The following is a 26307-nucleotide window of genomic DNA, read 5'->3' as shown; positions in this document are numbered from 1 at the left end:
CCTGCCTTTGAATGGGCCGATTTGACAAATATCAAACAGCCCATTCAGCATCTCAACATACTGGGATGTTTGATGACAGGAGCCGAAGAACATGACCGAACGAAGCCTGCCCGCTGTCACCGCGCCCGTGTCCGCCAGCGGTTCGGGCCATAAACCCGCAGCCAAACCGGCGGTCCGAAAAATCGCAAAAGCCCAGGCTCTCCCGAAGAAAGCCGTGGCCGCCAAAGCGGTCAAAACCCGCAAGACGGGCGCTGCGCCTGTCGAAAAGCCGCGCCGCACCAGCCTGGGTGACGTCACCGGGAGCCAGCAGCCCGGGAAGATCGCCAGGATCAGCGCGGCCACGGTCACCGAAGCCCGCCAGCAAGCCAAGTTCGCCGCCGTGCGCGACATCCTGGGAAAAACCAGTACCAGCAAAAGAGCCAAGGCCGAGTCCCTGCGCGCGATCCTCGAAGGCGCTGCACCGGACGACGCCAAGGCAATCCGCCGGCTGCTGCGCCAGGAAGCCGATGTGGCGCGCAGCAAGGCCATGGCCGTCGCCAATCCGGATGAAGTGCTGGCGGCCGACTGGCGCAGTGGCGCCTACCCCTACAAGAACCTGCTCTCGCGCAAGGTGTACGAGTCGCAGAAATACCTGCTCCAGGTCGAGCTGCTCAAACTGCAGGCCTGGGCCAAGGAGACCGGGCAACGCATCGTGATCCTGTTCGAAGGGCGCGATGCAGCCGGCAAGGGCGGCACCATCAAACGCATGATGGAACACCTGAACCCGCGCGGCGCGCGCGTGGTCGCACTAGAAAAGCCCAGCGAGGTCGAGCGCGGACAATGGTATTTCCAGCGCTATGTGCAGCACCTGCCCACCGCGGGTGAGATTGTGCTGTTTGACCGCAGCTGGTACAACCGCGCCGGGGTCGAGCGCGTGATGGGGTTCTGTTCCACCCCCGAGTACGAGGAGTTCATGCGCCAGGCACCCCAGTTCGAGCGCCAGTTGGTGCGCAGCGGCGTGCACCTGATCAAGTTCTGGTTTTCGGTCAGCCGCGAAGAACAGCGCCGCCGCTTCAAGGAGCGCAAGGCCCACCCGCTCAAGCAGTGGAAGCTCAGTCCTATCGACCTCGCGTCGCTCGACAAGTGGAACGACTACACCAAGGCCAAGGAATCGATGTTCTTCGAGACCGACACGGCCGACGCACCCTGGACCGTGATCAAGAGCGACTGCAAGAAGCGCGCGCGGCTGAACGCCATGCGCTACGTGCTGCAGAAACTGCCCTACACCAACAAGGACACGGCCAACATCGGTTCGCTGGATTCGCTGATCGTGGGTCGCGCGCACGTGGTCTACGAGCGCGGCGAGCGCCCGGGCAACGCGATTCTGTGAGCTGCGAAGTGGCGGGCAAAACAAAGCCGCCCGAGGGCGGCTTTGTTTTGTGCGAGGCACTGGTAGCTCAGGCGGCCCGGGGACGCAACAGCAGTACCAGGGCCAACAGGGCAATGGCCGAGAAACACAGGAACGACCAGTTGGCGATCGACAGGCCGAGGAAAGTCCAGTCCACGGCCGAACAATCACCGCTGCCCTTGAAGATCATGGGAATGGCCCGCTTGAGCGGGAACGATTCGATCATTCCGTAAATGTCACGACCGCAGGTCAGGATCTCCGGCGGATTCCACTGCAACCAGGTCTGGCGCGCCGCCACAAAGGCGCCCGCCAACGCGAGCGCGCCCATGAGACCCACGCCGATCTGTCGGGTACTGCGCCCGCTGCAGGCCGCCGCCACACCCGCCATCAGGGCCACCAGCAACAACGCATAGCGCTGCACGATGCACATGGGGCAAGGCACCAGGCCCACGACCTCCTGCAGGTAGATGCCAAAGGCCAGCAACCCCAAACAACCCACCGCCACCAGGGTCAGCAGGCGGCGCGGGTGGCGGTCAAACAAAGCAAGCACGGGGGCAGCGGTTGTCAAGTGATCTCCTGAAAATGAAACAAGGCGCCCCGGTGGACCCGGCGAACGCCTCGGAGTTCCGGCCGCTCGGATGGGTTCAACTGTCAGCGAAAGCGCGCTCGATCACGAACTGGCCCGGGCGCGTGGTGTTGCCTTCGGCAAAGCCGCGCTTCTCGCACAGGGCCTTGAGGTCGCGCAGCATTTCAGGGCTGCCGCAGATCATGACGCGGTCTTCTGCGGGGTTCAACTCAGGCAGGCCCAGGTCTTTGGCGACCTGACCGTTTTCGAGGATCACGGGGATGCGGCCCTGGTGCACAAAGGGCTCGCGTGTGACCGTGGGGTAGTAGAGGAATTGCTGCTGCACCATTTCGCCCAGGAACTCGTCCTGCTTGAGCGTGTGCTCCAGCATCTCGCGGTAGGCCAGCTCCTTGACCTCGCGCACACCGTGGATCAGCACCACCTGTTCAAATTTTTCGTAGGTCTCGGGGTCGCGCACGATGGACAGGAACGGCGCCAGACCGGTGCCGGTGGCCAGCAGGTACAGGCGCTTGGCCGGCAGCAGGTAGTCGATCAGCAGCGTGCCAGTGGGTTTGCGGCCCACCACGATGCTGTCACCCACCTGGATGTGCTGCAGGCGCGAGGTCAGCGGACCGTCCTGCACCTTGATGCTCAGGAACTCCAGGTGTTCGGCGTAGTTGGGGCTGGCGATGCTGTAGGCGCGCAGCAGCGGCTTCTCGTTCACGCGCAGGCCGATCATGGTGAAATGCCCGTTGGAGAAACGCAGCGCCTGGTCGCGGGTGGTGGTGAAACTGAACAGGCGATCGGTCCAGTGGTGCACGCTCAACACGCGCTCTTCCAGAAATGCACTCATGGTCTTGGGTCAGATGAACGGCCGCCCCTTGGCAGGCCTGTGAAAAAACTGGGCAAACGGACAGGGAAAACCCTGATCGATCACCGCGCGGATAACCAGCGATTGTAAAAGTCTTGCCAACCGTCCCTCTTGCGATATGTCAGGAACCGGATCGGCCACGACCTGAAGTCGCCCCGAGGGCCTTCATTCGTTGATACAGTCGGAGACTCGGGCACCCAGCGCCCCCGGCGCGTCTCAAACGTTCAGGCGTTCGCATGATGCCCACAAGCTTATAAAACCGGAAAGAATAAATTCTCATTTCGGTTATACGGAAATCAATCTTAAACAGGAAACCCCATGGCACGCACCGTCAACTGCATCAAGCTCGGCAAAGAAGCCGAAGGCCTGGACTTTCCGCCCTACCCGGGCGAACTGGGCAAGCGCCTGTATGAAAACGTGAGCAAGGAAGCCTGGGCCGCCTGGCTCAAGCACCAGACCATGCTGCTCAACGAAAACCGCCTCAACCTGGCCGACGCGCGTGCGCGCCAGTACCTGGCCCGCCAGATGGAAAAGCACTTTTTCGGCGAGGGCGCCGACGCCGCCGCGGGCTATGTTCCGCCGGCTGACGCCAGCTGAGGCCGGTCGGTGCCATCTGCCCTGGTGATCGGGGCCGGACTCGCTGGAGCTGCCAGTTGTGTGGCGCTGGCCCGACGTGGCTGGCAACTGACCTTGCTGGACGCAGCCGATGGTCCGTCCTTGGGTGCATCGGCGCTGCCGGTGGGCATGCTGAGCCCGCACGTCACCCGCGCCCCCACGCCGCTCTCCCGCCTGTGCGCGTTGGGCGTGTCCGACATGCGCTCCCAGCTGGAGCGGCTGGTTCCACCTGGCCGGGGCTGGCAGCCCTGCGAGGTCGACAACCTGGGGCACGACCCCGGTCGATGGCCAGCGGCGCTGGTGAGGCCTTCCGCGCTGGTTGAAGCCTGGCTCGACGAATGCCGGCGGCTATCGGCCCTCACGACACGCTGGCGAAGCCCTGTCGATCGCCTGGTCAACCGGTCAACCCCGGACCAGCCGCTGTGGCAGGCCCTGGATGCCGAAGGCCAGGTGCTCGCCGAGGCACCGGTGGTGGTCATCGCCGCTGCGTTTGGCAGCCATGCCCTGCTCACGCAAGAAAACGGCCCGATGTCGCCCGAGGCCCTGCCCTTGCGCCCGGTGAAAGGCCAGATGAGCCTGGCCGCCCTGCAGGGCGAACCGCTGGCCGAACGGCCACAGCGCAACAACGGTGTTTTCGTACCCATTTATGAAGACGCTGGCCTGCCGCCCCAGTGGCCGGCACGCATCTGGGCCATGGGCTCCACCTACGAGCGGGGCGACAACTCCAGCCATGTGAACGCTGCAGCGCACGAGCGCAACGCCCACAGCCTAGAGAGCATCAGTCCCGCAGCCGCCTTGCGACAGCGCGAAACCGCCGCCCGGGGTGAGTTGCTGGGCTGGGCGCAGGTGCGTTGCGCCTCGCTGGACCGCGTGCCCATGGTGGGCGCGGTGCCCCATCTGCAGGATCTGCAAGCGCTGATGCAACAAGCCGGTGCACGGCGAGGACGTGTGCCCATGGCCGACACGCCACGCTGGCCCGGGCTTTTCATGCTGGGCGCGCTGGGTTCCCGTGGCCTGACCCTGGCGCACGCGATGGGTGAATTGCTGGCCCGGCTGATAGAGGGCGAAGACCCGAACCTTGAGGCCGATCTGCTGCGTGCACTCGACCCGGCGCGTTTCGCCTGGAAACAGGCCCGGCGCCAGCCCGCCTAGCGCAGGCGCTCCAGGCCCTGCATCAGATCGGTCGTCTGCAGCGGCCGCCCCAGCAGCGCGTGGATGCCGGTTCGCTGGGCGTCGCGCACGACCCGCCTACGGCGCCACCAGGCGGCCAAGGGCCCTGCGTGTTCGCTGATGCCCATGTTGAGGGCTCGTGGATTGCCCTGCCCGAAATACCGGGCCAGTGACCAGGCATCCAGATGCGGGTTGTCCAGATTGAACACGCCACAGCAATAAGGGTGGCGCCGCATCAGGTTCATCGTGGCCTCGGTGCTGTCGACCTCATCGATCTCCGGCACAGCCATCGCTGTCAGCCCGGCACGCAAAGTCAACCGCTCCTGTCCGTTGAGCCCGACAAGCAATGCCCGCCGCACGGGCTCGCGGCTGGGCTCGAGTTCCATGTCCAGCGGCGCCGGCTGGGTGACATCCAGGTCCAGAAGACCTGAATCGGCCTGTCGCGCCGCGTACACAGCGTCAAGGTCGTTCAGCACACTGGCCCACTGAATGGGGCGATCCAGCACACGCCAGGCATGGGCCGGTGCACCCGGACCGACCCAGATCAGGCGTTGCCCGGTGGGCAAGCCCTTGGCGTGTGAGAGCACCGCCTCCGCGCTCTCACCGTCCACCAGCATCACTTCAGCGTTCATGGCGGGTGGTTTGGCGCCGGGAGCGACGAGCGGCACCCAGGGGGCATACGACAGCTCGCGAGTCTCCGAAAGACGGAACACGGTGTTGAGTGCGTGCCTTTCGACATCCGAAAAGCCCACAACGCCGACAAATATCCGCTGTTTTTGCATGACGGTCATGGTACCTCGGCACCGTCTTTCTGGGCAGATGCAGGTCGCCTGAACCGCCTGCATGCTTCCCTTGCCCGGGCTGGGAGCGCGGGCATTGAAAACGCGGCGTCGCTCGCTTATTCAAATATGGAATAAGCGAATGAGAAAAAAATCGTTTGGAATATATGGAGTCAAAACTACAGTCGCCTCCATGCCCGAATTCGCCATCATCTTTGCCGGCTTTGCCGTTGGACTCATCGTCGGTCTGACCGGCGTGGGTGGCGGCTCGCTGATGACGCCGATCCTGATCTTCTTCTTCGGCATCAAGCCCTACCTGGCCGTTGGCACCGACCTGCTGTTCGCTGCGGTGACCAAGGCCGGTGGCACGCTGAGCCTGGCCAAGCAACGCTTGGTGCCCTGGCGCGTGGTGGGCCAGCTCTGCGCCGGGAGCATCCCGGCCGCACTGATCACCCTGGCGGTGTTGCACCGGGTCGGCCCGGCCAACCCCCAGGTGCAGGCGGTCATGACGCACACCCTGGGCATCGCCCTGCTGCTGACCGCCGCCGCCATGCTCTACAAGGCCGCCCGCGGCAAACAGCTGCCACGCACCCTGCCCGAAGGCCGGCTGCAGGACGCGACCCGCGCCCGCCACTGGAGCCTGCCGGTGCTGTTTGGCGCGGTCATCGGCACCCTGGTCACGCTCACCTCGGTCGGCGCCGGTGCCATCGGCGTGTCGGTGCTGCTGATCCTGTTCCCGCTGCTGCCGCTGCCGCGCATCGTGGCGGCCGACATCGCCTACGCCGTGCCGCTCACGCTGGTGGCCGGTCTGGGCCACGCCAGCCTGGGTTCGGTGGACTGGCCGTTGCTGGCCCAGCTGCTGGCGGGTTCGCTGCCCGGCATCTGGCTTGGCACACGCCTGATGCGCCACACCCCCGAGCGCCTGGTGCGCTCGGTGCTCTCGCTGCTGCTGGCCTACGCCGGCACCAAGCTGATCGCCTTCTGATACCCCTATCCCACGAAGCCCATGTACCAGTACTCCGACTTTGACCGCCAGTTCGTCCAGCAGCGCGCTGCCCAGTTCCGCGACCAGCTCGAACGCGCCGATGCGGGCACGCTCGGCGGCGACGAGTTCAAGCCCCTGCGCCTGCAGAACGGCTGGTACATCCAGCGCTTCGCGCCCATGCTGCGCGTGGCCGTGCCTTACGGCGAAATCTCCAGCGCCCAGCTGCGCGTGCTGGCGAAGATCGCGCGCGACTACGACCACAAGGAAGACCACGACGTGTCCAAGGCCAACGCGGCCCTGGCCGATGTGCCCAGCCTGCCCGACCGCTGCGGCCACTTCACCACGCGCCAGAACGTGCAATACAACTGGATTCCGCTGCACCGCGCGGCCGACGTGATGGACCTGCTGGCCAGCGTCAACCTGCACGGCATCCAGACCAGCGGCAACTGCATCCGCAACATCACCACCGACGCGCTCGCCGGCATCGCGGTGGACGAAGTCGCCGACCCGCGCCCGTTCTCCGAAATCATGCGCCAGTGGAGCACGCTGCACCCCGAGTTCGCCTTCCTGCCGCGCAAGTTCAAGATCGCCATCACCGGCGCCCGCGAAGACCGCGCCGCCACGCCGTGGCACGACGTCGGCCTGCGCCTGCTGCGCAACGTGGACGGCGACCTGGGCTTCCAGGTGCGCGTGGGCGGCGGCATGGGCCGCACGCCGATCATCGGCACGGTGGTCCGCGAGTTCCTGCCCTGGAACCAGATCCTCAACTACCTCGAAGCCGTGGTGCGCGCCTACAACCGCTTCGGTCGCCGCGACAACATCTACAAGGCGCGCATCAAGATCCTCGTGAAAGCCGAGGGCCAGGCCTTCACCGACCAGGTGGAAGCCGAATACGCCGACATCATCGAGAAAGACGGCGCGCCCCACACCATCACCCAGGCCGAACTGGACCGCGTGAGCGCCTTCTTCGTGCAGCCCGAGCTGCGCTGCGACCGCAAGAGCGCCGACGCCAAGATCGCCCACATCCTCAAGGCCGCGGCCGAAGACGACGTGGAGTTCAGCCGCTGGCTCACGCAAAACGTGAAGCCACACCAGAACCCCGACCTGCGCGCCGTCACGCTGTCGTTCAAACGCCTGGGCGCGGCCCCCGGCGATGCGAGCGCCGATCAGCTGGAGCGCGCCGCCGACCTGGCCGACCGTTTCTCCGCCGGTGAAGCCCGCGTGACGCACGAACAGAACCTGCTGCTGCCCTGGGTCAGCTGCGACCAGTTGCCCGAGCTGTGGCGCGAAGCGCGCCGCCTGGGCCTGGCCAAGCCCAACATCGGCCTGCTGAGCGACATGATCGCCTGCCCCGGCGGTGATTTCTGCGACCTGGCCAACGCCCGCTCGCTGCCCATCGCGCAGGCTCTGCTGGCGCGTTACCAGGACCTGGACGAACTGCACGACCTGGGCGAGATCGACCTGCACATCAGCGGCTGCATCAACAGCTGCGGCCACCACCACAGCGGCCACATCGGCATCCTCGGTGTCGACAAGGACGGCCAGGAGTGGTACCAGGTGACGCTGGGCGGATCGGATGGCACGCGCCTGTCGGGTGAAGCCGTGCCGGGCAAGGTGATCGGCCCATCCTTCGCCGCCAACGAAATGACGGACGTGATCGAGGCCCTGCTCACCACCTACCGCGCAGAGCGCCAGTCGGCCGAAACCTTCACCCAGACCGTCAAGCGCGTCGGCATCGACCCCTTCAAGACCGCCGCCAACGCGGTGCGCGTGGCCACCGCCCGCACACCCGTCGCCGCCTGAGCCCAGCATCCGAGAACCGCATGAAACCCACGCTCCAACTCCTCCAGGCCGAAGCCGTCCCTGCAGACGAAGCCGGCACCCTGACGCTGGCCAACGATGCCGATCCGCGCGAGGCCGATCTGGACGGCGTCACCACCGTCGTGCTGCAGTTCCCCAAGTTCACCGACGGTCGCGCTTTCAGCCAGGCCTTCCTGCTGCGCCGCCGCCTCGGTTTCACGGGCGAGATCCGCGCCACCGGCGACGTGCTGATCGACCAGCTGGCTCAGATGCAGCGCAGCGGCTTCAGCCAGGCCGTGCTGCGCGAAGACCAGAGCCTGGACCACGGCCGCAAGCTGCTGGCCCACTACCCCGCCTTCTACCAGGGCGATGCGGTGCACACGCAACCGCACTTTGCCGTCGTTGCCTGAACGGAGAAACCATGAGCCCCCACGTTCACATTCGTTCTCTGCCCCCCAAGGGGGTGTTGCCCTCCTTGAGGCGGCTCGGCGGAGGTCAGCCATGAGCGCCATCGACCTCTACAACAAGCCCTCGGCCGACTTTGATGCCAAGGTCGCGAACAGCATCGCGCTGCTCCAGCGCGCCGCTGCGCAGTACCCCGCGCTGACCCAGGCCTCCAGCCTGGGCGCCGAAGACATCGTGGTCACCCACCTGATCCACCTCGCTGGCATCTCCTCCGGCGTTTTCGTGCTCGATACGGGCAAGCTGCACGCCGAGACGCGGGCCCTGATCGGCCTGATCGAGAAGCGCTACACCCGCAGCGTCGAGGTCTACCGCCCGAAGAACGAATCGGTGATCAAGTTCGTTCGCCACCACGGTGAAAAAGCCATGTACGACAGCATCGAGCTGCGCAAGCAGTGCTGCGACATCCGCAAGATGGAACCACTGGCCCGCGCCCTCGCGGGCAAGGACGGCTGGATCACCGGTCTGCGCCGCGAGCAGTCCAATGCCCGCGCCGAAGTGGCCGACATCGTGCAGGAACCGGGCCGCGTGAAGATCAGCCCCATCGTCGAATGGACCTGGGGCGACGTCTGGCATTTCATCGCCCAGCACCAGCTCGACTACAACGCCCTGCACGACCAGTTCTTCCCCAGCATCGGCTGCGAGCCCTGCACCCGCGCCATCAGCGTCGGCGAAGACTTCCGCGCCGGCCGCTGGTGGTGGGAGCAGGAGAGCGCCAAGGAATGCGGCCTGCACGTCGAGCCCATCGGCGAAACCAGCCCGCTGAAACAGCCCGCCTGAAGAAGAACACACCATGAACGCACGCACCGAACCCGAAGTGATCCATACCGCCCTGCAGGCCGCCGCCGGCCACCATCTGAGCAACGCCCACCTGGACGCGCTCGAAGAAGAAACCATCTTCATCCTGCGCGAAGTGGCCGCGGCTTTCGAGCGCCCCACCCTGCTGTTCTCGGGCGGCAAGGATTCGCTGGTGATGCTGCGCTGTGCCGAAAAGGCCTTTGGTGTCGGCCGCATCCCCTACCCGCTGCTGATGATCGACACCGGCCACAACTTCCCCGAAGTGACCGATTTCCGCGACCGCCGCGCCGCCGAGCTGCAGGCCGAACTGATCGTGCGCAACGTCGAGGACTCGATGAAGCGCGGCACCGTGCGCCTGGCCCACCCGGGCGAAAGCCGCAATGTGCACCAGTCGGTCACGCTGCTCGAGGCGATCGAAGAATTCCGCTTCGACGCGCTGATCGGCGGCGCCCGCCGCGACGAAGAAAAGGCCCGCGCCAAGGAGCGCATCTTTTCGCACCGCGACAGCTTCGGCCAGTGGCAACCCAAGGCCCAGCGCCCCGAGCTCTGGACACTGTTCAACACGCGCCTGGCCCCGGGCGAACACTTCCGCGTGTTCCCCATCAGCAACTGGACCGAGCTGGACGTGTGGCAGTACATCGAGCGCGAAGCCATCGCCCTGCCATCGATCTACTACACGCACCAGCGCGAGGTGGTGGACCGCCGCGGCCTGCTGGTGCCGGTGACCGAACTGACCCCGCCAAAAGACGGCGAAACGGTGCAGGTGCGCGACGTGCGCTTCCGCACCGTGGGCGACATCACCTGCACCTGCCCGGTGGCAAGTCTGGCCGCCACGGCCGGCGACATCGTCATCGAGACCCTGGCCGCCGACGTGAGCGAGCGCGGTGCGACGCGCATGGACGACAAGACCTCGGATGCTTCCATGGAAAAACGGAAGAAAGACGGGTACTTCTAGCCCACCCCCATCGCCGGCTCACTGCGTGTAGCCAGCTCCGCCCCTCAAGGGGCAACACCTGCGGCCCGGCGAAGCCGGTTCCGCGGTGTTCTGGGTTTCAGGCACCTGCTCCGGCCACCTCTTTGATTTTGTGATTGACTGACATGAACACCACTTCCTCCGTTCGGGCTGAGCCTGTCGAAGCCCTCGCACAAGACACCCGCCCCGCCCTGAAATTCATCACCTGCGGTTCGGTCGATGACGGCAAGAGCACGCTGATCGGCCGCCTGCTGGTGGACAGCAAGGCGGTGCTGCAAGACCATCTGGCCGGTGTGCAGCGCCAGGGTGAAACCGACCTCGCCTTGCTGACCGACGGCCTCTCGGCCGAGCGCGAGCAGGGCATCACCATCGATGTGGCCTACCGTTACTTCAACACCGAAACCCGCAAGTTCATCATCGGCGACGCACCCGGCCATGAGCAGTACACGCGCAACATGGTGACCGCCGCTTCCGCCGCCGACGCGGCCGTGGTGCTGGTCGATGCCACCAAGCTGGACTGGCAGGACGCAGGCCTCAAGCTGCTGGTGCAGACCCGCCGCCACTCGCTGCTGCTCAAGCTGCTGCGCGTGCCGTCCATCGTGTTCGCGGTCAACAAGCTCGACGCCGTGGCCGACAGCGCGCTCGCGTTCGCCCACATCAGCGCCGCACTCACCGCCTTCGCGGCCGAAGCCGGCATCGCCGTGACGGCCACCGTGCCGGTTTCGGCCCTCAAGGGCTGGAACGTGGTGGACGCCGCGGCCGACGCCGCCTGGTGTGGCTACAACGGCCCCACGCTGCTGGACATCCTGGAGCACCTGCCGGTGACCGCGGCCGACACCGCGCTGCCCTTCGCGTTCCCGGTGCAGTGGGTGGAGAAGTTCTCTTCATCGTCCGACACCAGCCAGGGTCGTCGCGTGTTCTGGGGCCGTGTGGCCACCGGTGGCGTGGCGCCCGGCCAGCCCGTCAAGGTCATGCCCAGCGGCCAGACCGCGACCGTGGCCCAGGTGCTCGATCACGCGCGCAATCCAAAGGCCGTGCTGGCCGGTCACAGCGCCGGCATCGTGCTGGACCGTGAAGTCGATGTGTCGCGCGGCGACTGGTTGCTCGCGGCCGACGGCGAAGGCGCTGCGCTCGAAGCCAGCCGCGAGATCAGCGCCACCGTGGCCTGGATGGACGACGAAACCCTGGTCGCCGGCCGTGTGTACTGGGCGCTGCACGGCCACCGCTGGGTCAAGGCCAAGGTCAAGCGCATCGTGCACAAGCTGGACATCAACACCCTGGCAGAGGAAGATGCGACACAGCTGGAGCCCAACGCCATCGGCCACATCGAACTGGCCTTGCAGGAGCCGCTGGTCACCCTGCCCTTTGCCCAGTCGCGTGCGCTGGGCTCGCTGGTGCTGGTCGATACGGCCAGCCATCGGACCTCGGGAGCACTGCTCGTGAACTGACGCCAGGCCGGCTCCTGCAGCCGGCCAAACCGGTTAACTTATGTCAAGGCAAGGGCCTAGGCCCTGCCTTACGCTCCGGAAACCCTAAAATCCGGGGTCTTACCGATTTCTCACCATTACCATGACCCACGTCGTCACCGAATCCTGCATCCGCTGCAAATACACCGATTGTGTTGATGTCTGCCCTGTGGACTGCTTCCGCGAAGGTCCCAACTTCCTGACCATCGACCCCGACGAGTGCATCGACTGCGCGGTGTGTATTCCGGAATGCCCGGTGAGCGCCATCTACGCCGAAGAAGACCTCCCCAAAGACCAGTTGCACATGACGGCCCTCAACGCCGAACTGGCGCTGTTGCCGACCTGGAAGAGCATCACCAAGCGCAAGGACGCGCTGCCCGACGCCGAAGAGTGGAAAGACCGCACGGGCAAGCTGAACCAGCTGATCCGCTGAAGCAGCGCCCGCCATGGAACCCCAGCTGAACCGGCAAGTGGTGGACACCGCGGTGGCCCATGACGGGCCGATTGAAACCGATGCCGTCATCGTCGGCGCCGGGCCGGTGGGCTTGTTCCAGGTGTTCGAGCTCGGACTGCTCGAAATCAAGGCCCACGTGATCGACTCTCTCGCCTACCCGGGCGGCCAGCCGGTGGAACTGTATCCCGACAAGCCCATCTACGACATCCCGGCGGTTCCGGTCTGCACCGGTCAGGAACTGACCGATGCCCTGCTCAAGCAGATCGAGCCTTTTGGCGCCACTTTCCACCTTGGGCAGGAAGTCACCACGGTCCAAAAACAGGACGATGGCCGCTTCTTCGTGGAAACGTCCAAGGGCACGCGCTTCCTCACCAAGACCATCTTCATCGCCGCTGGCGTGGGTGCCTTCCAGCCGCGCACGCTCAAGGTCGAAGGCCTGGATCCGTTCGAAGACTCACAACTGTTTTACCGGGTGAAGAACCCCGCCGACTTCGCCGGCAAGAACCTGGTGATCGTGGGCGGCGGCGACTCCGCGCTCGACTGGGCGCTGAACTTCGTCGCCGAGGGCCCGAACAAGGCCGAGAGCGTGATCCTGATCCACCGCCGCGACGGCTTCAAGGCCACACCTGCCAACGTGGCGAAGATGCGCGAACTGTGCGAGCAGCTGGAGATGCAATTCATCGTCGGCCAGGTCACCGGCTGCGAGGAAAAGAACGGCCGCCTCACCGGCATCAAGGTGACCGGTTCCGATGCCGTCACCCGCGTGGTCCCGCTGGACGTCCTGCTGGTGTTCTTCGGCCTGTCCCCCAAGCTCGGCCCGATCGCTGAATGGGGCCTGGAGATCGAGCGCAAGCAGCTCGTGGTGGACACCGAAAAGTTCTCCACCAGCATCCCAGGCATCTTCGCGGTGGGCGACATCAACACCTACCCGGGCAAGAAAAAGCTCATCCTCTCGGGCTTCCACGAATGCGCGCTGGCCGCCTTCGGCGCCATGCCCATCATCTTTCCAGAGAAAAAAGTGTTCCTCCAGTACACGACCACCAGCCCGAAGCTGCACAAGGTGCTGGGCGTGGAGTCACCGGTGTTCGACTGAGGATCACCATCGCTGGGTGCTGCGACATTTTTTGACAAAAATTCGCCAACCTCCAAAAACGGCAAAAATCACACTATAATTTGAGGCTGTTCCCTGATAGCTCAGTCGGTAGAGCGACGGACTGTTAATCCGCAGGTCCCTGGTTCGAGTCCAGGTCGGGGAGCCAGAAATTTGGAATCGAATCAAGCACTTGTGTCTCACGACCCAAGTGCTTTTTTCTTGCCTGATGACAACTCAGTTCGCTGCAAAACAATAGAACAGCCCTGCCCCTCCGGTGGCCTTGAGCGCGTCCATGCCGCAACCCCGTGTGCCGTGCGACGCGTTCCACGACTTGGCGGGTGCGGAGTCGTCCAGACCCATGCGGTCGTGGTGACCAACGACGGCGGACCCAGCGCCGCTCTGACTCCAGTTGCCACAGGTCGTGTCACCCGACGCCATGGCCACGCGCCCGTCTGGTGTCGATCCGGTCAGGATGTCGTGCATGTTGACCGGGTCACCCCGGCCGCTGATGACCTCGCCTTTTTCGGTCAGCGCCGTCTGCTTGTTGAGCATGTTGGATCCATGCAGTTCATCCACGCTGGCCGCGACCAGCGCGCCCTTGGCGTTGTGCCAGGGTCCACGGCCGATGCGGTCGCGGGCGTTCACGGCGGGGCTTCCGCCACTCGCCGTGGCGCTGAGATAGGCACGCCAGTTCTTGCCACCCGCGTTGACAGCGGCGGCGAGCTTCTCGCAATAGGCATCGGCGCCCGCCAGCCCACCGACGTCTGCACCCTGCCCCGGGTTGGCACTGGTCAGAAAAAAGCTCATCGCGTTTTGCGACACCGCGGGTGTCGACAGACTCACACCCAGAACAGCCATGGGCAAAAGCAGAACGGCACGTTGGATCCGAAGTTGCATGACAGTCTCCTTTTCTTGACGTCGCAGACAGCTCGACGCGAGGCTCAACATACTCCGACCCTTTGGTCAGTTCAAGAAACCACACGGTTCGTCGGTACACTGCAAAACAAAATAGGGGGGCATCAGCACCCTACCCGACGAGAAGCTCCATGTCCCTCCTGCTCAAGACATCGTTCTGGCTCAGCACCATGGCGGTGGTCGTGCTGTCCCTGCTGCCGGTGGCCTACCTGCCACCACAAAGCTTCGACATCTGGGACAAGACCCAGCACGCCGCAGGCTTTCTCGTCCTCACGGTGCTGGGACTGGCGGCATATCCCGCCACCCCGGCCCTGCGACTGTGCCTGGGGTTGCTGCTGCTGGGAGGCGCGATCGAGTTCGCCCAGTCAGCCACGGGCTGGCGACAGGGTGATCTGCTGGACCTGCTGGCCGACGCGGTGGGCATTGTGCTCGGTGGCGGCCTGGGCTGGCCGTTGCGCCGGCTGCTCGCTGCGGCTTCCCGCCATGTCCGGCACCAGGGTTGATGGCAGGTTCTCTGGCATCGGGTGAAAACGGCGAAGCACAATAGCGGCATGTCGTCTTCGCCCACCTTGCCCGCACTGCCCTGGCTTGAACCCGGTGACGTTTTCCCTCCGGTTGAACAAGCCTGGGGACCTGCCGATCCGGCCCCCGGTCTGTTGGCCGCCGGTGGCGTGCTGGACGTGCCAACGCTGGTCGCCGCCTATTCCCAGGGCATCTTCCCCTGGTACAGCGCCGGACAGCCCATCTTGTGGTGGAGCACCGATCCACGCATGGTGCTGCACTGCCATGCCGTGCGGCTGCACCGCTCCCTGCGAAAGACGATCCACAAGCTTTTGCTGCAGAACCGGCTGGAAGTTCGTTTCGACAGCGCTTTTGACCGGGTGATCCAGGCCTGCGCGCACATTCCCCGCGATGGTCAAAACGGTACCTGGATCGTGCCCGCCATGGTGCAGGCCTACATCCAGCTGCATCGGGCGGGCCGGGCGCACAGCGTGGAAACCTGGATCGATGGCGAGCTCGTCGGCGGTCTGTACTGCGTGAACCTGGGCGCCATGGTGTTTGGTGAGTCCATGTTCTGCCGCCAGAGCGATGCCTCCAAGATTGCACTGATGGCGCTGGTGTCGTTCTGCCGGGCACAGGACATTCCCCTGATCGACTGCCAGCAGGACACACCCCACCTCTCGTCTCTGGGTGGACAGTTGATGCCGCGCGAAGTCTTCAGCCGACACCTGCAACAGGCCACGCCGCAACCGGCGCCGGTTTGGCGCTTCGAGCCCGTATACTGGAAACACCTCCTCTCCGAAGACGGCGAACGAGCGTGACCCACCTCAAAGAACTTCCACTGCAGGCGCTGCAGTTTTACGCCACGGCACCGTACCCGTGCAGCTACCTGGCGGGCCGCATGGCCCGATCACAGGTCGCCACCCCCAGCCACCTGATCAACAACGATGCCTATTCGGATCTGGTAACGCACGGTTTTCGCCGCAGCGGCATGTTCACCTACCGCCCGAACTGCGATGACTGCAAGGCCTGCGTACCCCTGCGCTTGCCGGTGGCCCAGTTCAAGCCCAGCCGCAGCCAGCGTCGCAGCCGGGCAAACCACGACCAGTTGCACACCCGGGTGCTCAAGCTCTGCTTCATCCCCGAGCACTACCAGCTGTACCTGCGTTACCAGAACAGCCGCCACGCGGGCGGCGGCATGGACCACGACAGCATCGACCAGTACACCCAGTTCCTGCTGCAGAGCCGGGTCAATTCGCGTCTCGTCGAGTTCTATGAACCGGCGGCGATCGGCCGTCCGGCCCGGCTCAAGATGGTGTCCATCGTGGACGTTCTCAACGACGGACTCTCGGCGGTCTACACCTTCTACGAGCCTGACGACAAGGCGAGTTACGGCACCTACAGTGTGCTTTGGCAAATCGAACAGGCCCGTTCCCTCGGCCTGCCCCATGTGTACCTGGGCTACTGGATCGCGCAGAGCAGCAAGATGAGCTACAAGGCGGGCTTTCGGCCACACGAAGTCCTGCTCAACGGCAGCTGGGTCCCGGTTGCCTGATCGCCTGGCAACCGACCGCACCCGCGGTGGGTGGTTGCACCTTCGTGCCACGCAATTTCATCTTGTAAAATACAGGTCAACCTCTTGCAGCCATGACCAAACGTCCAGACTCCCTCCCCAGCACGCCGACCGTCCAGGTGATTGAGCGCATGTTCAACCTCCTCGAAGTGCTGGCAGCACGCGAAGAACCTGTTTCACTCAAGGACATCAGCGAAAAGACGGGGCTCCATCCTTCCACCGCTCACCGCATCCTCAACGACCTCACGATCGGCCGGTTCGTCGACCGGCCCGAGGCAGGCAGTTACCGACTGGGCATGCGGCTGCTCGAATTGGGCAATCTGGTCAAGGCGCGCCTGAGCGTGCGCGACGCGGCGCTCGCCCCCATGCGCGAACTGCACAAATTGATCCAGCAGCCGGTCAACCTGAGTGTGCGCCAGGGCGACGAAATCGTGTACGTGGAGCGCGCCTACAGCGAACGCTCGGGCATGCAAGTCGTGCGCGCCATCGGCGGCCGTGCGCCCCTGCACCTGACATCGGTGGGAAAACTCTTCCTGGCGGCCGATGACCCCCAGCGTGTTCGCGCCTACGCCGCTCGCACCGGCCTGGCCGGCAACACGCGCAACAGCCTGACGCAACTGGCCACCCTGGAGCGTGAACTCAACCAGTGTCGCCAGGCCGGGCTGGCCCGAGACAACGAGGAACTGGAGCTCGGCGTGCGCTGCATGGCCGCGGGCATCTACGACGACCAGTGCAAACTGGTGGCCGGGTTGTCCATTTCTGCGCCAGCCGACCGCATTGACGAAAGCTGGGTGCCGAAGCTGCGTGCAACCGCCGCCGACATCTCGGTCTCTCTGGGTTGCCCGAAGGCAACGGCCGCCATCGCCAATAGCCGTTGATCCGGCAAAAGCAAAAAAAGGGACCCCGTTGCGGAGTCCCTTTTTTTATGGCTGGCTACAGACAGGCAGATCGATCAACCTTGCGGTCTGCTGGCCATCAGTCGCTGGCTGGCGCCTTGGGCCTCGACCCAGTGGCGAACCCGTTCCGCGTCCTGCGCCCGACCGAGTTTGCCGGCCGAATCCAGGAAGACCATGATGAGCTTGCGACCGCCCACCTTGGCCTGCATCACCAGGCAACGCCCGGCTTCTGATATGTAGCCGGTTTTTTGCAGACCGATGTCCCAATCCGGGTTGCGGATCAGGCGGTTCGAGTTGTTGAACTGCAGGGTACGGTTGCCCAGTTCCAGCAGGTGGCTGGGCGACGTGGACAGGTCGCGAAGGATCGGGCGCTCATAGGCCACCGACACCAGCGTGGCCAGATCGCGGGCACTGGACTGGTTCTGGCTCATCAATCCGGTAGGCTCGACATAGCGAGTGTCCATCATGCCCAGATCACGGGCCTTGGCGTTCATCAGTTGGACAAAATGCGCCAGGCCACCAGGATAGGTGCGCCCCAGGGCATTGGCCGCCCGGTTTTCACTGGACATCAGCGCCAGGTGCATCATTTCACCTCGGCTCAGCGTGGTGCCAACGGCCAGACGGGATCGGCTGCCCTTGTGGGTGTCCACATCATCCTGTGTGATGGTGATCATTTCGTCCATCGGCAGGTTGGCATCGGCGATCACCAGGCCCGTCATCAATTTGGTCAGCGAAGCAATGGGCAACACCGCCGAATCGTTCTTGCTGAACAGCACTTCGCCCGTGTCCTGGTCCATCACCAGCGCCACGCTGGAGTTGAGTTCCAGCGGGTCGTTCACTGAACGCAAACCCAGACGCTCACCGGTGGACAGGCTCGGAAGGCTCGCCACACGGACCATGCTGGAGCGGCTTGCCCGCGGGTACGCCGCAAGCTGCATGCTGCCCTTGTTGCTGCGCGCCAGACGACTGGCCCTGCGCGCCTCAAGGCGACGGGCCGTGGCCGTCATCGGCGTCTTGGCCAGCCTGCGCGCCTCCAGGCGCTGGATCTGACGGGCCTCTTCACGGCTCAGCCGCTTGCCCTTGGTCGCCACCACCTGTTTGCGCGGCGCCTTGGCCACAGCGGTCTTCCGGGTGGTCGATTTCTTGCGCTCGACCACCTTGGTGGCCACCGGCTTTTTGCTCTTTCCGGACTGCTTTCGTTCAGAGGCAGCCTGACCACTCATCGGCGTGAGCAATGCAGCAGCCAGCACCGTACAGACGGCAATCTGCAAGGTTTTCTGAAAGCAGTCAGGGAAATAAGTCATCGCTCCACTCCAGCGCGCGGGTTGTGCTGGAGCGGAGTATATGAGATGTCAAAAAAACTAGCAATATCAAAAACTTGCGACGTCTTCTTCAGCGAACGGTGGAACAGGTGCTACTTTTGGTATCTGTTTCACGTATATCACCTGAATTTGTTACAAGTCCTTGATTCCATTGGCTTTAACCCTGAGCCGCAACCTTGTCGGATTTGTTTTCCAGCTTGTTGAGCGCGCTCAGATAGGCCTTGGCCGACGCCACAACGATGTCCGGGTCGGCGCCCACGCCATTGACCACCCGCCCGCTGTGCTGCAGGCGCACCGTCACTTCGCCCTGGCTTTCGGTCGAACCACTCGTGATGGCATTGACCGAATACAGCACCAGCTCGGCCCCGCTCTTGACGTGGCTTTCGATGGCTTTGAGCGAAGCATCCACCGGCCCGTTGCCGTCGGAGATGCCCTGATATTCCTTGCCCGCGATGGTGAACACCACCTCAGCGTGCGGGCGCTCCCCCGTTTCGCTGCGCTGGGAGAGGGAAACCAGCCCGTACTGCTCTTTTTCAGCACTCACGCTCTCATCGCTGCACAGCGCCAGAATGTCCTCGTCGAAGATTTCACTCTTGCGGTCAGCCAGTTCCTTGAACGCGGCGAAAGCGGTGTTGATCTCGCTCTCCGACTCCATCTCGATGCCTAGCTCCTGAAGGCGTTGCTTGAAGGCGTTGCGGCCGGAGAGCTTGCCCAGCACGATCTTGTTGGCGGCCCAGCCCACGTCCTCGGCGCGCATGATCTCGTAGGTGTCGCGTGCCTTGAGCACCCCGTCCTGGTGGATCCCGCTGGCGTGCGCGAAGGCATTCGCACCGACCACCGCCTTGTTGGGCTGCACCACGAAACCGGTGGTCTGGCTGACCATGCGGCTGGCCGGCACGATTTGCGTGGTGTCCACGCCCACATCGAGGTTGAAATAATCGCGGCGGGTGCGCACCGCCATCACGACCTCCTCCAGAGAGCAGTTGCCCGCGCGCTCGCCCAAACCGTTGATGGTGCACTCGATCTGGCGCGCACCGCCAATCTTCACGCCGGCCAGCGAATTGGCCACGGCCATGCCCAGATCATTGTGGCAATGCACCGACCAGATGGCTTTGTCGGAGTTCGGCACGCGCTCACGCAGACTGCGGATGAACTCGCCATACAGTTCGGGAATCGCGTAGCCCACGGTATCCGGGATGTTGAGTGTGGTGGCACCTTCATTGATCACCGCTTCGAGCACACGGCAGAGAAAATCCGGGTCGCTGCGGTAGCCGTCTTCAGGACTGAACTCGATGTCGGCACACAGGTTGCGGGCAAAACGCACCGACTGGATGGCTTGCTCCAGCACCTGTTCAGGCGTCATGCGCAGCTTCTTCTCCATGTGCAACGGACTGGTCGCAATGAAGGTGTGGATGCGGGCGCTGTTGGCACCCTTGAGCGCCTCGGCCGCACGGGCAATATCGCGGTCGTTGGCGCGGGCCAGCGAGCACACCGTGGAATCCTTGATGGTGTTGGCAATGGCATGCACACAATCAAAGTCACCATTGGAACTGGCGGCAAAACCAGCCTCGATCACATCAACCTTCAGGCGCTCCAGCTGACGTGCAATGCGCAGCTTCTCGTCCTTGGTCATGGACGCGCCGGGCGACTGCTCGCCGTCACGCAAGGTGGTGTCAAAAATGATGAGCTTGTCCGTCATGTGATTCTCCGGTGGGTTGCCTCGTGGGCAGCGCTTGAAAAAACCCGCAGTCCAAAACAAAACGGCCCGCTGCGGGTGCAAACGGGCCGTTGTTGGAAATCACTCTCGCGTTACCAGACCTGCCCGTGTCGGACACCCAGTAGTAGCGAAAGCGAAACTTGTTTCATGCCAAGCAATGTATCACAAAGCCTGGGTATTCCGCATGGAGGAAAACCATGGGCATCATGCGCGGATCCTATTCGTGCAGACCGCGCTCGTCGGGCTCATCGGTGGAGGTGCTGATGACGCTGGTCGGACGTCCCTTGGCCTTGCGCCAGAAGTACATCGCATAACCCGACAGTCCGTAAACCACAAACAGCCCGAACAGCACGGTGGGCGGATGGATGTTGATCACCGCAATGCCCAGAGCCACCAGCACGATGGCTGCGAACGGCACACTCTTCTTGAGGCTCAGGTCCTTGAAACTGTAGAACGGCACATTGGTCACCATCGTCAGGCCCGCGTACAGCGTGAGCGCAAACATGGGCCAGGTCAAGTCGGCCCGGTCGAGTTCCAGCTCGGTCGCCAGCCAGATAAACCCGGACACCAGCGCGGCCGCTGCAGGCGACGGCAAGCCCTGGAAATAGCGCTTGTCCACCACGCCGGTGTTGACGTTGAAACGCGCCAGACGCAACGCCGCACAAGCGCAATAGACGAAGGCGGCGATCCAGCCCCAGCGGCCAATGTCCTTGAGCACCCAGACATAGGCCACCAGCCCGGGAGCGGCGCCAAACGACACCATGTCCGACAGCGAGTCCATCTGCTCACCGAAGGCGCTCTGGGTATGGGTCATGCGCGCCACACGGCCATCCAGGCTGTCCAGCACCATGGCCGCAAAAATGCCCACCGTGGCCAGATCGAAACGACCGTTCATGGCCATGACGATGGCGTAGAACCCGCCGAACAAAGCGGCCAGCGTGATCATGTTGGGCAGCATGTAGATGCCCTTGCGGCGCCTGGGGATGTCGGCGCTGGGTTCGTTCAGGGGATCGGATCCGTCGTGCATGGGTGGTTCTTGGCGTCAGCCGCAATGGAGCGCGCAGAGCGCAGGCTGGCAGTGTAAGCCAGTGCATGGACCCCAGAAAACACAAAGGCCACCGAAGTGACCCTTGTGCAAACGGAAAGCCAGATCAGTTGCGGGTCTGGTCGACCAGCTTGTTCTTGGCGATCCAGGGCATCATGGCGCGCAGCTGGGCGCCCACCACTTCGATCTGGTGATCGGCGGTGTTGCGGCGGCGGGCGGTCATGCTCGGGTAGTTCAGGCGGCCTTCCTGGATGAACATCTTGGCGTAGTCGCCGTTCTGGATGCGCTTCAGGGCATTGCGCATGGCTTTGCGCGACTCTTCGTTGATCACCTCGGGGCCGGTCACGTACTCGCCGAACTCCGCGTTGTTGGAGATCGAGTAGTTCATGTTGGCGATACCGCCTTCGTAGATCAGGTCGACGATGAGCTTGAGTTCGTGCAGGCACTCGAAGTACGCCATTTCGGGGGCGTAGCCGGCTTCCACCAAGGTCTCGTAACCCATCTTGATCAGTTCGACGGCACCGCCGCACAGCACAGCCTGCTCGCCGAACAGGTCGGTCTCGGTCTCTTCCTTGAAGTTGGTCTCGATGATGCCGGCCTTGCCGCCACCGTTGGCCATCGCGTAGCTCAGGGCCAGATCGCGGGCCTTGCCGCTCTTGTCCTGATGGATCGCGATCAGGTGGGGCACGCCGCCACCCTGGGTGTAGGTGTTGCGCACGGTGTGGCCGGGGGCCTTGGGAGCAACCATCCACACGTCCAGATCGGCGCGTGGCACGACCTGGTTGTAGTGCACGTTGAAGCCGTGGGCGAACACCAGCGAAGCGCCCTGCTTGATGTTGGGCGCCACGTTGTTGGTGTAGACCTCGGCGATCTGCTCGTCGGGCAGCAGGATCATGACCACGTCAGCGGCCTTGACGGCATCGTTGACTTCCATCACGGTCAGGCCGGCCTTGCCAACCTTGTCCCAGGAAGCGCCGCCCTTGCGCAGGCCGACCACGACCTTCACGCCGCTGTCGTTCAGGTTCTGGGCGTGTGCATGGCCTTGCGAGCCGTAGCCAATGATGGCAACCGTCTTGCCCTTGATCAGGCTCAGGTCACAGTCTTTGTCGTAGAAAACTTTCATGAGGTTGCTCCAGTTGAAATCTTGAAAAAAACCGCTAATGGTAACCAGCGGAAGTGACTTATCCAGCGGGTGCCGTGGAACCGGCTTCGCCGGGCCACTGGCGCCGTCACCTTGAGGGGAAGCCGCGCAGCGGCGCAGGGGTGGGCTTATCTAAACCCTCAGGATGCGCTCACCCCGACCGATGCCGCAGGAACCGGTGCGAACCGTTTCCAGAATGGCCGCCCGGTCGATGGCTTCCAGAAAAGCGTCGTTCTTGCCCTGGTCGCCGGTGAGTTCGATGGTGTAGCTCTTCTCCGTCACGTCGATGACGCGGCCACGGAAGATGTCGGCCATGCGCTTCATTTCCTCGCGCTCCTTGCCCACCGCACGCACCTTCACCAGCATGAGCTCACGTTCGGTGTAGGCGCCTTCGGTCAGGTCCACCACCTTGACGACTTCGATCAGCCGGTTCAGGTGTTTGGTGATCTGCTCGATCACATCGTCCGAACCGGTGGTCTGGATCGTCATGCGCGAGAGGCTGGGGTCTTCCGTGGGAGCCACGGTAAGGGATTCGATGTTGTAGCCCCGCGCAGAGAACAACCCCACCACGCGCGAGAGCGCACCGGGTTCGTTTTCGAGCAGGACAGCGATGATGTGTTTCATGAATGAGATTCCTCTTTTCTGAGCCCTCCCCTGCGCACGGTAATGCGCAGGCTTGGCTGCAAATAGATTCGTCGAAGGGACTGCCACTCGGGGTGGCAGGGGGAAAAGCTCAGAGATCTTCGGCGCCCAGCGTCATCTCGGTGATGCCCTTGCCGGCGCGCACCATGGGGAAGACGTTTTCCGTCGGGTCGGTGCGGAAGTCCATGAACACCGTGCGGTCCTTGAGCTTGCGCGCCTCGCGCAACGCACCTTCCACGTCCTGTGGCCGCTCGATCAGCATGCCGACGTGGCCGTAGGCCTCGGCCAGCTTGACGAAGTTGGGCAGCGCATCCATGTAGCTGTGGCTGTAACGACCCTCGTAATCGAGTTCCTGCCACTGGCGCACCATGCCGAGATAGCGGTTGTTCAGCGCCACGATCTTGATCGGCGTGTTGTATTGCAGGCAGGTGGAGAGTTCCTGGATGCACATCTGCACCGAGCCTTCGCCGGTGACGCAAAACACTTCGCTCTCGGGCTTGGCCAGCTTGATGCCCATGGCGTAGGGAATGCCCACGCCCATGGTGCCCAGGCCACCGGAGTTGATCCAGCGGCGCGGCTCGTTGAACTTGTAGTACTGTGCGGCCCACATCTGGTGCTGACCCACGTCGGACGTGATGTAGGCATCGGCGTCCTTGGTCATGTTCCAGAGCGTTTCCACCACGTGCTGCGGCTTGATCACGTCCTTGTTGCCACGGTCGTACTTCAGGCAGTCCGTCGAACGCCAGCCTTCGATGGCTTCCCACCAACCCGCCAGCGCCTTTTCGTCGGCCCGGGTGCTGCTTTCGCGCACCATGTTGATCAGCTCGGTCAGCACATCCTTCACGTCACCGACGATGGGCACGTCCACCTTGACGCGCTTGGAAATGCTCGACGGGTCGATGTCGACGTGGATGATCTTGCGTTCGTTCTGCGCAAAGTGTTTGGGATTGCCGATCACGCGGTCATCAAAGCGCGCGCCCACAGCCAGCAGCACATCGCAATTCTGCATCGCGTTGTTGGCCTCGACCGTACCGTGCATGCCCAGCATGCCGAGGAACTTGCGGTCGGAGGCGGGATAGGCCCCCAGGCCCATCAGCGTGTTGGTGACGGGATAGCCCAGCAAGTCCACCAGAGTGCGCAGTTCCTGCACCGCATTGCCCAGCAGCACACCGCCACCGGTGTAGATGTAGGGACGCTTGGCCGTCAGGAGCAGTTGCAGGGCCTTGCGGATCTGGCCGCCGTGGCCCTTGCGCACCGGGTTGTACGAACGCATCTCGACCGACTCGGGGTAACCGGCGTAAGCGGTCTTGTTGAAGGACACATCTTTCGGAATGTCCACCACCACGGGACCGGGACGGCCGGTGCGCGCGATGTGGAAGGCCTTCTTCATCACCATGGCCAAATCACGCACATCCTTCACCAGGAAGTTGTGCTTGACGATGGGACGCGTGATGCCGACGGTGTCGCACTCCTGGAAGGCGTCCAGACCGATCGCGGCCGTGGGCACCTGGCCGGCGATGATCACCATCGGGATGCTGTCCATGTAAGCGGTGGCGATGCCGGTCACGGCATTGGTCAGGCCGGGGCCCGAGGTGACCAGGGACACGCCCACATCGCCAGTGGCGCGTGCATAGCCATCGGCGGCGTGCACAGCGGCCTGCTCATGGCGCACCAGCACGTGCTGGATGGTGTCCTGCTTGTAGAACGCGTCGTAGATGTGCAGCACAGCACCGCCGGGATAGCCCCAGATGTACTTCACGCCTTCGGCCTGAAGGGCCTTGACGAGGATTTCTGCGCCGCGGAGTTCTTGAGTGGCTGCGCCGTGGGCGGCAGCAGCGGAGGCCAGCTCGGCCTTGTTGATTTCCATGATGAACCTTTCGAGAATTTCTCTGACGAAATACCTTGGGTGCCCCTCCACCCACTCTTGTGAAGCGGTGTCAGGACTTGAGGCCAATGGACATGAGCGGACACATACCCCGCCGGACCTTGACCCGTTTGCCTTTTTGAATTGCAGCCTGACATTATCGCACTGCAACACGCCATTGCACCAGCCTGCGACTTGAGCATTGGAACAAAACAGGTTGGCATGGGCCGCAATGCGACAATCCAGTGCCCGTCCTGATCACAAAAAATGACCGAAGCCGCCTCTCCAGCGCCCTCAACAGGCGCCCTCACCGCCCCACCGATCGCGCGCCGCATGGCCTGCTGGCTCTACGAGGGCATGCTGATGTTTGGCGTGGTATTCATCGCGGGTTATCTGTTTTCCACACTGACGCAGACCCGGCACGCGCTTGACAACCGCCACATGCAACAGGCCTTTCTGTTCGTGGTGTTCGGCATCTACTTCACCTGGTTCTGGGCCAAAGGACAGACGCTGGCCATGAAAACCTGGAACATCCGCGTGGTGGACCGGCAAGGCCGACCGATCACGCAAGCGCGCGCGCTGGGGCGCTACGTGCTGTCATGGTTGTGGTTCCTGCCACCGCTGGCCGTGGGTGGCGCGTTCGGTCTGCCTGGTGGCGAGCTGACGGTGATCGTGATCGGCTGGGTGGCCATCTGGGCCTTGCTCTCACGCTTCCATCCCCAGCGGCAGTTCCTGCACGACGCGCTGGCGGGCACGCGCCTGGTTCATTTCAAACCGCCTCAGCCCGTCAAAGCCCAGAAGAGACCCGCCTGAGCCATCGCGGGAACCACCGCTCAGCGGACACGCCTGAAACATGACCGACACAACACACCGCGAACCCACCAACGCCCAGAAACAGCGCACCGGCCTGGCCCGCATGTGGCACGCCTTCGGCTATTCCATGGCGGGTCTGCGTGCAGGCTGGCACGAAACGGCCTTCCGCCAGGAGGCCCTCGCGGCCATGGTGCTGGTGCCGCTGTCCTTCTGGCTGGGCCGCACCTGGGTCGAGGTCGCTTTGCTGGCTGGCTCGGTGGTCCTGGTGATGGTGGTGGAACTGCTCAACACCGGCATCGAGACCGCCATCGACCGCATCGGCCCCGAGTGGCACGATCTGTCCAAACGCGCCAAAGACATGGGCAGCGCCGCTGTGCTGCTGAGCCTGCTGGTGTGCACCGGGATCTGGAGCGCAGCGCTCTGGACCGCCTTGACCTGAGCATCTTCAAACGGAACTCCT

The 26307-nt window shown here is 63.7% G+C and carries 27 protein-coding genes and 1 tRNA gene; 18 read left to right on the top strand and 10 right to left on the bottom strand.

The window, feature by feature from the left end; all coding sequences use genetic code 11:
• Positions 1-91 precede the first annotated feature (91 nt).
• Positions 92-1369 carry a polyphosphate kinase 2 gene (ppk2, locus tag ACN5W5_RS04375; protein ID WP_420047329.1) on the top strand — a complete coding sequence of 426 codons (1278 nt, stop codon included), beginning with the start codon at positions 92-94 and terminating at the stop codon, positions 1367-1369.
• A 67-nt stretch (positions 1370-1436) separates the two neighbouring features.
• Here the strand turns inward: ppk2 and ACN5W5_RS04370 are convergent, their stop codons facing one another.
• Both ACN5W5_RS04370 and ACN5W5_RS04365 read right to left on the bottom strand, forming a co-directional pair.
• Positions 1437-1955: a disulfide bond formation protein B gene (locus tag ACN5W5_RS04370; RefSeq protein ID WP_420047328.1), complete on the bottom strand. Its 519-nt coding sequence runs from the start codon at positions 1953-1955 to the stop codon at positions 1437-1439.
• Positions 1956-2031: 76 nt separating this feature from the next.
• Positions 2032-2805 (bottom strand): ferredoxin--NADP reductase, encoded by a 774-nt coding sequence (locus tag ACN5W5_RS04365; RefSeq protein ID WP_177134438.1) that lies wholly within the window; start codon positions 2803-2805, stop codon positions 2032-2034.
• A gap of 336 nt (positions 2806-3141) precedes the next feature.
• Between ACN5W5_RS04365 and ACN5W5_RS04360 the strand changes: the two genes are divergently transcribed.
• Both ACN5W5_RS04360 and ACN5W5_RS04355 read left to right on the top strand, forming a co-directional pair.
• Complete coding sequence (locus tag ACN5W5_RS04360; protein ID WP_177134440.1) at positions 3142-3420, top strand: oxidative damage protection protein; 279 nt, start codon at positions 3142-3144, stop codon at positions 3418-3420.
• A gap of 9 nt (positions 3421-3429) precedes the next feature.
• On the top strand, positions 3430-4590 hold the full coding sequence (locus ACN5W5_RS04355; RefSeq protein ID WP_420047327.1) for an FAD-dependent oxidoreductase: 1161 nt from the start codon (positions 3430-3432) through the stop codon (positions 4588-4590).
• Here the strand turns inward: ACN5W5_RS04355 and ACN5W5_RS04350 are convergent.
• On the bottom strand, positions 4587-5399 hold the full coding sequence (locus ACN5W5_RS04350; RefSeq protein ID WP_420047326.1) for a hypothetical protein: 813 nt from the start codon (positions 5397-5399) through the stop codon (positions 4587-4589). The genes ACN5W5_RS04355 and ACN5W5_RS04350 overlap by 4 nt on opposite strands.
• Positions 5400-5580: 181 nt before the next feature.
• Here ACN5W5_RS04350 and ACN5W5_RS04345 point away from each other — a divergent pair, with 181 nt between their 5' ends.
• From ACN5W5_RS04345 to ACN5W5_RS04305, 9 genes are all read left to right on the top strand, one after another.
• A complete protein-coding gene (locus ACN5W5_RS04345; protein WP_420047325.1) occupies positions 5581-6372 on the top strand; it encodes a sulfite exporter TauE/SafE family protein in 792 nt (263 codons plus the stop codon).
• A 21-nt stretch (positions 6373-6393) separates the two neighbouring features.
• A complete protein-coding gene (locus ACN5W5_RS04340) occupies positions 6394-8175 on the top strand; it encodes a nitrite/sulfite reductase (protein ID WP_420047324.1) in 1782 nt (593 codons plus the stop codon).
• Between the two features lie 20 nt (positions 8176-8195).
• A complete protein-coding gene (locus ACN5W5_RS04335; protein ID WP_420047323.1) occupies positions 8196-8582 on the top strand; it encodes a DUF934 domain-containing protein in 387 nt (128 codons plus the stop codon).
• Between the two features lie 91 nt (positions 8583-8673).
• Positions 8674-9414, top strand: coding sequence for a phosphoadenylyl-sulfate reductase (locus ACN5W5_RS04330; protein ID WP_420047322.1), 741 nt, complete (start codon positions 8674-8676; stop codon positions 9412-9414).
• 13 nt (positions 9415-9427) lie between these two features.
• Positions 9428-10387 carry a sulfate adenylyltransferase subunit CysD gene (gene cysD / locus ACN5W5_RS04325; protein ID WP_420047321.1) on the top strand — a complete coding sequence of 320 codons (960 nt, stop codon included), beginning with the start codon at positions 9428-9430 and terminating at the stop codon, positions 10385-10387.
• A 143-nt stretch (positions 10388-10530) separates the two neighbouring features.
• Positions 10531-11853 (top strand): sulfate adenylyltransferase subunit 1, encoded by a 1323-nt coding sequence (locus tag ACN5W5_RS04320; RefSeq protein WP_420047320.1) that lies wholly within the window; start codon positions 10531-10533, stop codon positions 11851-11853.
• A gap of 121 nt (positions 11854-11974) precedes the next feature.
• Positions 11975-12304, top strand: a complete 330-nt coding sequence (gene fdxA / locus ACN5W5_RS04315) for a ferredoxin FdxA (RefSeq protein WP_420047319.1) — start codon at positions 11975-11977, stop codon at positions 12302-12304.
• Positions 12305-12317: 13 nt separating this feature from the next.
• Positions 12318-13418 (top strand): NAD(P)/FAD-dependent oxidoreductase, encoded by a 1101-nt coding sequence (locus tag ACN5W5_RS04310; protein WP_420047318.1) that lies wholly within the window; start codon positions 12318-12320, stop codon positions 13416-13418.
• Between the two features lie 90 nt (positions 13419-13508).
• A tRNA-Asn gene (locus tag ACN5W5_RS04305) sits at positions 13509-13584 on the top strand.
• Between the two features lie 68 nt (positions 13585-13652).
• Here ACN5W5_RS04305 and ACN5W5_RS04300 read toward each other — a convergent pair.
• The gene (locus tag ACN5W5_RS04300; protein WP_420047317.1) at positions 13653-14315 is read right to left on the bottom strand and encodes a hypothetical protein; all 663 of its coding nucleotides are present in this window, start codon (positions 14313-14315) and stop codon (positions 13653-13655) included.
• A gap of 149 nt (positions 14316-14464) precedes the next feature.
• On the opposite strand from ACN5W5_RS04300, the gene ACN5W5_RS04295 reads away from it, so the two are divergent.
• The 4 genes from ACN5W5_RS04295 to ACN5W5_RS04280 all read left to right on the top strand — a co-directional run bounded on the left by ACN5W5_RS04295 (position 14465) and on the right by ACN5W5_RS04280 (position 17285).
• The gene (locus ACN5W5_RS04295) at positions 14465-14836 is read left to right on the top strand and encodes a VanZ family protein (protein WP_420047316.1); all 372 of its coding nucleotides are present in this window, start codon (positions 14465-14467) and stop codon (positions 14834-14836) included.
• A 48-nt stretch (positions 14837-14884) separates the two neighbouring features.
• Entirely contained in the window at positions 14885-15655 is a 771-nt protein-coding gene (gene aat, locus ACN5W5_RS04290) for a leucyl/phenylalanyl-tRNA--protein transferase (RefSeq protein WP_420047315.1), read from the top strand.
• On the top strand, positions 15652-16389 hold the full coding sequence (locus tag ACN5W5_RS04285) for an arginyltransferase (protein ID WP_420047314.1): 738 nt from the start codon (positions 15652-15654) through the stop codon (positions 16387-16389). Before aat ends, ACN5W5_RS04285 begins: the two co-directional genes overlap by 4 nt.
• Positions 16390-16481: 92 nt before the next feature.
• Positions 16482-17285: an IclR family transcriptional regulator gene (locus ACN5W5_RS04280; protein WP_420047313.1), complete on the top strand. Its 804-nt coding sequence runs from the start codon at positions 16482-16484 to the stop codon at positions 17283-17285.
• Positions 17286-17359: 74 nt separating this feature from the next.
• Here the strand turns inward: ACN5W5_RS04280 and ACN5W5_RS04275 are convergent, their stop codons facing one another.
• From ACN5W5_RS04275 to ACN5W5_RS04250, 6 genes are all read right to left on the bottom strand, one after another.
• Positions 17360-18607, bottom strand: a complete 1248-nt coding sequence (locus ACN5W5_RS04275; protein WP_420047312.1) for a serine hydrolase — start codon at positions 18605-18607, stop codon at positions 17360-17362.
• A gap of 175 nt (positions 18608-18782) precedes the next feature.
• A complete protein-coding gene (locus ACN5W5_RS04270; RefSeq protein ID WP_420047311.1) occupies positions 18783-20324 on the bottom strand; it encodes a 2-isopropylmalate synthase in 1542 nt (513 codons plus the stop codon).
• 235 nt (positions 20325-20559) lie between these two features.
• Positions 20560-21369, bottom strand: a complete 810-nt coding sequence (gene pssA / locus ACN5W5_RS04265) for a CDP-diacylglycerol--serine O-phosphatidyltransferase (RefSeq protein ID WP_420047310.1) — start codon at positions 21367-21369, stop codon at positions 20560-20562.
• A 124-nt stretch (positions 21370-21493) separates the two neighbouring features.
• Positions 21494-22510, bottom strand: a complete 1017-nt coding sequence (ilvC, locus tag ACN5W5_RS04260) for a ketol-acid reductoisomerase (protein ID WP_420047309.1) — start codon at positions 22508-22510, stop codon at positions 21494-21496.
• A 150-nt stretch (positions 22511-22660) separates the two neighbouring features.
• Positions 22661-23152 (bottom strand): acetolactate synthase small subunit, encoded by a 492-nt coding sequence (gene ilvN, locus ACN5W5_RS04255; RefSeq protein ID WP_068168656.1) that lies wholly within the window; start codon positions 23150-23152, stop codon positions 22661-22663.
• A 109-nt stretch (positions 23153-23261) separates the two neighbouring features.
• Positions 23262-25037: an acetolactate synthase 3 catalytic subunit gene (locus tag ACN5W5_RS04250; protein ID WP_420047308.1), complete on the bottom strand. Its 1776-nt coding sequence runs from the start codon at positions 25035-25037 to the stop codon at positions 23262-23264.
• A gap of 264 nt (positions 25038-25301) precedes the next feature.
• On the opposite strand from ACN5W5_RS04250, the gene ACN5W5_RS04245 reads away from it, so the two are divergent.
• Both ACN5W5_RS04245 and ACN5W5_RS04240 read left to right on the top strand, forming a co-directional pair.
• Positions 25302-25847 carry an RDD family protein gene (locus ACN5W5_RS04245; protein ID WP_420047307.1) on the top strand — a complete coding sequence of 182 codons (546 nt, stop codon included), beginning with the start codon at positions 25302-25304 and terminating at the stop codon, positions 25845-25847.
• 40 nt (positions 25848-25887) lie between these two features.
• Complete coding sequence (locus ACN5W5_RS04240) at positions 25888-26286, top strand: diacylglycerol kinase (RefSeq protein WP_420047306.1); 399 nt, start codon at positions 25888-25890, stop codon at positions 26284-26286.
• Positions 26287-26307: the final 21 nt, after the last annotated feature.

Origin of the sequence: Hydrogenophaga sp. ZJX-1 (assembly GCF_048590325.1) — a bacterium.
GTDB lineage: Bacteria > Pseudomonadota > Gammaproteobacteria > Burkholderiales > Burkholderiaceae_C > Hydrogenophaga.
This window is presented reverse-complemented; position numbering and strand designations above follow the sequence as displayed.